The 7,380-nt window shown below is 46.5% G+C and carries 9 protein-coding genes; 4 read left to right on the forward strand and 5 right to left on the reverse strand.

Features of this window, described 5'->3' with window-relative positions:
* Positions 1–90 precede the first annotated feature (90 nt).
* The gene (locus B3K91_RS13520; protein WP_292588014.1) at positions 91–906 is read left to right on the forward strand and encodes a molybdopterin-dependent oxidoreductase; all 816 of its coding nucleotides are present in this window, start codon (positions 91–93) and stop codon (positions 904–906) included.
* Between the two features lie 543 nt (positions 907–1,449).
* Here the strand turns inward: B3K91_RS13520 and B3K91_RS13525 are convergent.
* From B3K91_RS13525 to B3K91_RS13540, 4 genes are all read right to left on the reverse strand, one after another.
* Positions 1,450–2,166 carry a hypothetical protein gene (locus B3K91_RS13525; RefSeq protein WP_292588017.1) on the reverse strand — a complete coding sequence of 239 codons (717 nt, stop codon included), beginning with the start codon at positions 2,164–2,166 and terminating at the stop codon, positions 1,450–1,452.
* A 323-nt stretch (positions 2,167–2,489) separates the two neighbouring features.
* The gene (locus B3K91_RS13530) at positions 2,490–2,765 is read right to left on the reverse strand and encodes a hypothetical protein (protein ID WP_214060382.1); all 276 of its coding nucleotides are present in this window, start codon (positions 2,763–2,765) and stop codon (positions 2,490–2,492) included.
* A 240-nt stretch (positions 2,766–3,005) separates the two neighbouring features.
* The gene (locus B3K91_RS13535; RefSeq protein ID WP_099831032.1) at positions 3,006–3,218 is read right to left on the reverse strand and encodes a hypothetical protein; all 213 of its coding nucleotides are present in this window, start codon (positions 3,216–3,218) and stop codon (positions 3,006–3,008) included.
* 324 nt (positions 3,219–3,542) lie between these two features.
* On the reverse strand, positions 3,543–3,866 hold the full coding sequence (locus tag B3K91_RS13540; protein WP_292595408.1) for a hypothetical protein: 324 nt from the start codon (positions 3,864–3,866) through the stop codon (positions 3,543–3,545).
* A 160-nt stretch (positions 3,867–4,026) separates the two neighbouring features.
* On the opposite strand from B3K91_RS13540, the gene B3K91_RS13545 reads away from it, so the two are divergent.
* The 3 genes from B3K91_RS13545 (at position 4,027) to B3K91_RS13555 (ending at position 6,625) form a co-directional block, all read left to right on the forward strand.
* Entirely contained in the window at positions 4,027–4,224 is a 198-nt protein-coding gene (locus B3K91_RS13545; protein WP_349680347.1) for a DUF6485 family protein, read from the forward strand.
* A gap of 115 nt (positions 4,225–4,339) precedes the next feature.
* Entirely contained in the window at positions 4,340–4,954 is a 615-nt protein-coding gene (locus B3K91_RS13550; RefSeq protein ID WP_292592366.1) for a carboxymuconolactone decarboxylase family protein, read from the forward strand.
* A 162-nt stretch (positions 4,955–5,116) separates the two neighbouring features.
* Positions 5,117–6,625 (forward strand): bifunctional metallophosphatase/5'-nucleotidase, encoded by a 1,509-nt coding sequence (locus B3K91_RS13555; RefSeq protein WP_292588029.1) that lies wholly within the window; start codon positions 5,117–5,119, stop codon positions 6,623–6,625.
* 74 nt (positions 6,626–6,699) lie between these two features.
* Here B3K91_RS13555 and B3K91_RS13560 read toward each other — a convergent pair whose 3' ends face one another.
* The gene (locus B3K91_RS13560) at positions 6,700–7,191 is read right to left on the reverse strand and encodes an MFS transporter (protein WP_292588030.1); all 492 of its coding nucleotides are present in this window, start codon (positions 7,189–7,191) and stop codon (positions 6,700–6,702) included.
* Positions 7,192–7,380 lie beyond the last annotated feature (189 nt).

A 7,380-nucleotide genomic window follows, 5' to 3' on the forward strand; every position in this document is an offset into this window, starting at 1 on the left:
AGAAAAAACTATTCTTCCAGAGCGAGGATCTTCTTTCTTTGATGAAGGTTATAATTCAAGAGCTTCTAAATCCTTACCAAGAGATTGTTAGTGACTGCCTCTTTTTTCTCTCCTTTCGAAGATATTCTTTCCAGACCAATTGGTGCTCCTGATAACGATCTGACTGGAATAACATCTTCTTCTGAACCAATAGTCCTTAGAAGTCATCTAATTAGAACGATACTAAATAAAAAGGAGAGGCTTTTCTTGAAGATACCCGTTCTCATTCTAATAGGTATTATCTCATTGGTCATTATCGTGTTAGGAGTTGCCAATGTTGCAAATGGCTCTTCTCCACAAGAAGTAGTTGTCACGGAGTATCAGGGGATCAAACTCGACGATCTCGGTGCTTTCAGAGAGAACTCGATAAAGGGCGTGCAGTACGTGAATATAGAAGAATACTTCCTAAAGATTGGAGGTCTCGCAGAAAATCCGTACATTCTTACTTATTCGGAGTTGCAGGATCTTCAGCACATTCAGAAGCTGGTTATACTTCACTGTGTCGAGGGGTGGACAGCAAAGATGCTCTGGGAAGGTATTCCGCTTGTGGAAATGATTGACAGAGCAGAGCCCGACGACAGGGTAACTAATGTGATCTTCAAGTCAACTGATGGCTATACGACAAGCCTCACTCTCGACTACATAAGAGAGAGAAACATCATTCTGGCCGACAAACTGAACGGAATCGAACTACCTCCGGCCCAGGGTTTCCCGTTCATAGTGGTTGCCGAAGACAAGTGGGGCTACAAGTGGGCGCGATGGGTCGAAGAGATAGAGCTGTCGGGCAACGACAAGTACAGGGGTTACTGGGAAGAGTATGGATACAGCAAAGATGGAAGTCTCGACAAGCCGATGTTCGACAGATAAACCAGAGATAGTTCTCAGCCCATATAGTTTCTCGGGGCCAAACAGGAGCCGATCTGAAGATCAGCTTTAAGGCGTTGTTTGGAGGAAAGCACCGCGGCTATGATAAGCAATACTGTCAGTCTGTCGTCTTGTTTTCATAATCGGCTTTCATGATAGCAAAGCTATTGACAGCAAAGAAAACCTCTCTCTGATCGCGACTGCACAAGATAGTCAGAGTGAAGACTATGAACCCGCCGTCAGAAGAGAGCACATGACACTGGACTCAAGAAATGAATTTCGCTTCTCTCATTCACCTTCTGGAATCTTCCACATCTAGTAACCCCTGCTGTTCTCCTTGCTTTCACTAACCGTTCCGGTAATCAAAAAAGTGCACTTAAGTGGATTCACTCCAGCGCGCTTCGTCACAAATCACCCATAAGACAAACAGAATAAAGAAAATAAAGTATTTTGTTACACTATTATTATGTTCTGTGATAAAACCCAACCTGCTTGTAAATCGACAAGAACAACTTCTTATGCTTTCACTGGCGACAGAAAAAATATCTATTTATCGTCGCGCTCAATTCTTCCGCCGCCCCTTCTTCTCATTATCGTTGACTGGTCCTCATCCTGAGGAGTGAGCGGCCCCTTTTCGGTAGTTGAATCTGCTGCTGCTCTCCTTGAATCGTTCTTCTGATCTTTGGGGGCGCCAACCAACCTTCCGCCGACTGCCCCCTGTCTGTTCTTCCTTTCTCGATAGGTCCTGAGATCGTTGATTTCTTTCTGTCTTTCTCCCAGTGATTCCAGTCGTTTCAGCAATTTGTGAATGTAATCTTCCTCCGAATACTTGAGTTCTATATTGGTCAAATACCAATCGGCTTCGAACTTCTTCTTGGCCTTCTCCAGAGCTTCGAGATACTCAGCCTTCTTCTTATCCAGATATTCTGTCTCTTCAGCAAGAGCTTTCAGTTCAATATCCTCCGCTTCGATGTCGAGAGCCTCAAGTTTCTCCTCCACCTCTTGCTGCTTGGCTTCAAGTTCCCTACATCTTCTTTCGCTGTAGGTTTCCATCTTGCTAATTAGCGGTTTTTCTTCCTGCTTTGCGGCTGGTACCCCACCCGCTCCCCGAAGTTTCCTGGTCTCTTCCTCAGGTCTCAGTTTGTCGATTTCATTCTTGATTCTCTCAAGCTGATCAAGTAACGGTTTTCTCCTGTGTTCGAATATCGTTAGCCTGTTCCGCGTAAAGGATTTGTAGTCCGCATCCTGAGTTCTGATTATCATGCCACTTTCCTCCTCCTCCACCAGAGATTCTTCACTAGCGGTTTGTTGACAACATTGATAGAAACCGATTCATTCAGGCTGTTAGAAACAACACTTTAGACATTGTAGAAGAATTATATACATTTTAGGTGTTGTTTCGCTCTTCTGGAGAGTCATGTCTCAATGTTAGCGAAAACGGAATTCGAGTGCATCTGGAGGGAGAAGAGTTGTGCAGGGCATCGCTGACTTATTTGACTATGGTCGTAGACTCACATGAGGTCTTTTCCAATGCCCGTCATTAAAAAAGGGCCCAAATGGGCCCTACTTGATTGAAGGGGTTAAGGTTATCTTGCTTTTCCGAATCCTCTGCCGAGTCCGGGACCCTTTGCGCCTGTCGCTCCATGTCTGAAACCTGTTCCGTCTTCAGCCTTGAGGTTGGTCATAACTCTTACGCCGTCGTTCGAGCAGTTGTCGTTGACTCCATCGCCGTCTGCATCTACGAAGTTCTCACAGGCAGCTGTGTCCTGTAGTCGCTGCATTGCTCTCGTCCCGTAACCTACTGCAAGTGTCATTCCACCGATCAAAAGAACCGCTATCGTAATTAAAACTACTTTCTTCATCCTTCTACACCTCCATATGTTTTTTAGTACATTCTCAGTCTACGGGCGCATTCTTAGAGACTCCTTAGTTAAACCTTAGAGTTTGCTTAGAAACGTAGCTCTAATAGCGCCAGCGGGTGAAGTTGATGTAGTGGATGAATTCCTACGGGGTAAGAATCGACCCGGGAAGATCCCTTACTCAAAGCGAAAGGGACCGTAATGAGCCGGTCCCTTTCAAGACCAATCTTCAAGAAGACCCAATTAAGAGAGCTCCGCAAAGACTATCTCGTCCTCATTTGAGTCAAGCTTTCCGTAACCCGGGCCGTTTCCATTGCAGGAGTCGTTAGGAGCACCGTAACCCGCATCGTCGTCAGGGCCATCTGGAATCCCGTCTCCCGGTCCACTGCCGTTGATTGAAAGAGCAATTCCAAAAGCAAGGAGAAAGAAAAGCACAATTGCGGTTAGTCGTTTCACCATCATCCCTCCGTTTTGCTCAAGTGATTAGATCTTATTGTTTTACTCATTAAAGAGTGATTAAAAACTGATGTATAGGTTTACTACACTCCGTCTTCTCATCTAGACTTCTAGATTAGCAATTTGCCGGGAATCTCATTGACTTATGTTAGTCTATACTCCCTATGGTCGAGCAATACAAACTTTCTTCGACTTTGCATGTCTCTCTATCCAGCAACAAAACTAATCCTCTTGAACTCCCATCTGAGAAAAGGCCGCCGCTTACCCGGTATTAAAGTAGCGGCGGCTGGACTAGGGGTAAACAGGGGTACAAGTGTGGTACTCTCATTCGGAGACGGACTCTCCAACTCCAAAGATATTCTTGAAAGCGTTCTGGATCTTCATGAGCAATCTATTCATCAAGCGAACAAGCAAAGGCTCTGAACTTTCCGCTTCTTCCTCCAGGTTTTCCAGTTGCAACGATGTGCTGCCTCCCGAATCAACTTTACCGGCTCCGGGACCTTCTCCCTTTCCTGTTACCGGAGATCCAAACCCTGCCCCGGGTTTCTGTCCATCGGGAATGCCGTCGCCGGGGCCCTTGCCATTATTTGCCAGGGCCAGACCGAAGAACAGTGAAACAAATAGGACAATCAGTATGGCTTTTCTCATAATCGTCACCCCCTTGTATTTGTACTCAGATCCTAGAACATCCGTGATTAAAAAGACATTAATGAAGAAAGACCTTTACGACTGCCAGACATGTTGGCTCAGTCGATACAGACGAATCTGATACAATCGGAAATGAACTGAAAAAAGGGAGGTGCTGATTTTGGAGTGTGAAGTCGACAGAAATCTCGAGAAATGCAACTGCACTTATTCCGGCTGTCCCAGAAAGGGCAAGTGCTGCGAGTGCATAGCTTATCACCGAAAGAACGGAGAGCTGCCTGCATGCTACTTCACAGATGAACAGGAGAAGACCTGGGACAGAAGCATAGAGTATTTCGTGAGAATTAACAGCAAGAGATGATCTCGAAAGCCGGTCTGATTTCCTCGATCAACTCCGCACTACCGAGAAGTGCTAAAATAGAATGATTTTAAATTACATATTCTCGAGTTTTATCGGGATTTTCCTGGAGGAAGAATTGACTCAAGAGTTTTATAAGCGCTTCTTTTCATTGAAAGAGTCATATTGGATTCTCTTCAACGGCATCAGAACGGTGGGCCACATGTCACGATCAAAGCGGAACGGAGAGCTGAGTACAGAGCTAATCGAAAAGGTTATGCTCACCGTTACCGAAATAAATGGATGCGAAGTTTGTTCGGTCTTCCACAACAAAGTTGCCGAAAAAGAGGGAATCAAAGAAGAAGATATCCAGATGCTTTTCGTCACCGAAGTTGAAGAACTTCCACAAGATGAAGCTCCTGCCATTCTCTTCGCCAGGGGGTATGCAACTTCTTCCGGCAAACCATCTGAGCACTCATGGAAGAGTCTCATCCAGAGTTATGGGGAATCCAAGGCCAAGGGCATATTGGGCGCAGTTAGAACGATAATGATGGGCAACAGCTTCGGCATAGCCTGGGGAGCCCTCTCAAATAGGATCAAAGGTAGACCCGTTAAAGGTAGCAGTCTCTGGTACGAGATCAGTATGCTTCTCTCTTTCATCTTCTTCATCCCTGTGGCCTCGGTACACGCCCTGCTCGCCAGTCTTTTCAAAAAGCCCATAATAGCCTTCCAAGCACAAGAGGCCGCTGCTTAGACCGTGGCTGCTGATAGGTTGGTAAGAGCAAGAACAGAAGTGATGCTGCCTCCGGTGATGCTCTTCGACACCTATTCTTTAAGGCAACACATCCATTCAAAGGAATTTGATTGGTGCTGGCAGTGTTAGAATTTGGTTGAATACCACGAGGAGGTGTTGGCAGTGAAGAAAGCTAAATTCTTTGTTCTGGTCGTTCTGCTTCTTTCAATCCTTTCGTTTTCAACTACCATCAAGATATATCTAGTAACCGATTATCATTCCCACGCAATTCCCTTCTATTCTGAAGGGCGACACGGGTTCGGGGGAATCGCCAAGATAATCGCTTTTCTGAAAGACAAGACTGGTGACGAAGACACTCTGGTCTTTGGCGGCGGAGACATGATAAACCTCGGGACACCGGCGTGGTCCGACAAATTCCACGCCATAGAAATGCCGTGGTTCAACAACATCTTCGATGCCATGGCTTACGGTAATCACGATTCGGAATACGGTCCGGAAGACTTCCGGGAAGTATGGAGAAATGTTACTTATCCGATTCTTGGCGCAAACGTTCTGGATGCGGGCGGAGTACCTGTATTCGAGTACTTCGGGAAGAGGTACTTGATTTTTGAAGTCGAGGGAAAGAGAATCGGTGTCTTCGCTCTGGCAGGCTCCGATTTTGATAGTCTTGTCAAACCCGCCGCAAGGCCCCTCGAAGGAGCCATTTTCGGAGATTTCATGACAACTGCGAGCGAGATCGTCGAAGAAATGGAGGCAGAGGGAGTCGATCTTATCGTCTTCATCGGACATGCGGAGTACGAGGAAACGCTGAAATTGGCAAGAGAGATCGAAGGAATAGACCTGATTTTCGGTACACACAGCCATCTCAAGATCCCTCTTACAAAGATCGAGGGAACTGAGACTTACTTCATTTCGCCTTACCAGTATGGGACATATGTGGCGGAAGTAGTGGTTTACTTTGGAGCCGACGGTCAGAAATCCATCTCGGGGTCGCTAATACCCATGGATGACTCCAGGCCGGAGGATCCAATAATTGCGGAAAAGGTAGAAAAACTTCATAACGAGCTGGAAAGCGACCCTGAGTTCTCTCACCTTTTCGAATGGATCGGGGACGTCGAAACGGAACTATCTGCAGCAAATGTCAACACGGGAGAATCGGTGCTCGGCAATTTTGTGATGGATGTTATCAGGGAGAAATCGGGAGCAAATGTTGCTCTCTCCACTTCGAGTAGTTTTAGAGCTTCTATCGCTCCAGGGTCGACTGTTTACGAGGACCTCAAGAACGCCCTTCCCTACGTCAACATAATCTACGTCTATGAGGTGAAGGGAGAAACACTCGAGAAAATCCTCAATCATTCTGTTAGTCAGAGCGGTACCGGATTCTTCTCACAGGTCTCGGGAGTTCGTTTCACGATAAGCGATGGAAAGGCAACGGCCATTGAAGTCCAGGCAGATCTGGAATGCCCGGACAGCTTCGATTTACTGAATCCCGAAGCAACGTATTTGGTCGCCACAACGAATTACCAGGGGCTATTTGCTCCCGGTTACAAAGATCTCTTTGCGGGCCTAACATACAAAGACACTGGCCTCGACGTACAGAAGATAGTCAAGGAGTATATGCAGAACAACAGTCCTATCAGCGCGAAGCTTGACGGAAGAATTCGAAAATAGCGAAGTTTCAAAATAGAAGAACCCCCACAGATGTGAGGGTTCTTTTGTTGAGAAAGAAACATGGCTTAGATCGTTCATTGCTCTAAGACAATGTCTTCCAGTTCTTTCCCGACGGCTTCGCGATCTGCTTTCTTCTTTTTCTGAAGATTTCTTACCTTCCAGAGTGCGAGACTTCCGACGAGTGTAACCGAACACATCACCAAATAGACGGGAATGGCACCACCCCTATCCAAACCAACGCCGATGGCAGGTGAGACAATCGCGAAAGAAAGACTCGCACTTAGACTTACGATTGAGATAACAGTTGCCCTGAAAGCATCTCCTACATTGCTGTTCACATAGAACCTCATAATCGGTGGGTACAGTGCCCTGACGATCTGGCCCAGGAACAAGAAGGCTATCGATCCTTTTCCAACAAGAACGATGGAAAAAAGATAGGCGCCTGCCATGAACACTCCCAGAAGTGTCAGCACCTTCCTGAGTCTCATATTATCGAAAAGACGGATCAAGTATCTTGAAGAGAGAGCGCAAACAGTATTGAATGCGGCAAACATCACTCCGTACAACGCTATGTCCAGCTCGACAAGTTTGAAATACGGTTCGTAGTGCCAGCAAATTCACTTCGAACGGATGTAGGGACGTTCGGGTGCGTGCTCTTCAGACGCACAAAATAACCTATCGCTCTCATCCCGGGTCTAACCCTGGATCGGGGGTACGGGTGTGCCAAGAAGGCGAAGAAGGAAACTTCAAGCCAT

This window comes from Mesotoga sp. UBA5847, assembly GCF_002432735.1.
Lineage (GTDB): Bacteria > Thermotogota > Thermotogae > Petrotogales > Kosmotogaceae > Mesotoga.

Bases quoted from the DNA above. Each gene is read 5' to 3' on its own strand.
- B3K91_RS13530 (WP_214060382.1), bottom strand. From the start codon at position 2,765: ATGAAGAAAGTAGTTTTAATTACGATAGCGGTTCTTTTGATCGGTGGA.
- B3K91_RS13540 (WP_292595408.1), bottom strand. From the start codon at position 3,866: ATGAGAAAAGCCATACTGATTGTCCTATTTGTTTCACTGTTCTTCGGT.
- B3K91_RS13525 (WP_292588017.1), bottom strand. From the start codon at position 2,166: ATGATAATCAGAACTCAGGATGCGGACTACAAATCCTTTACGCGGAAC.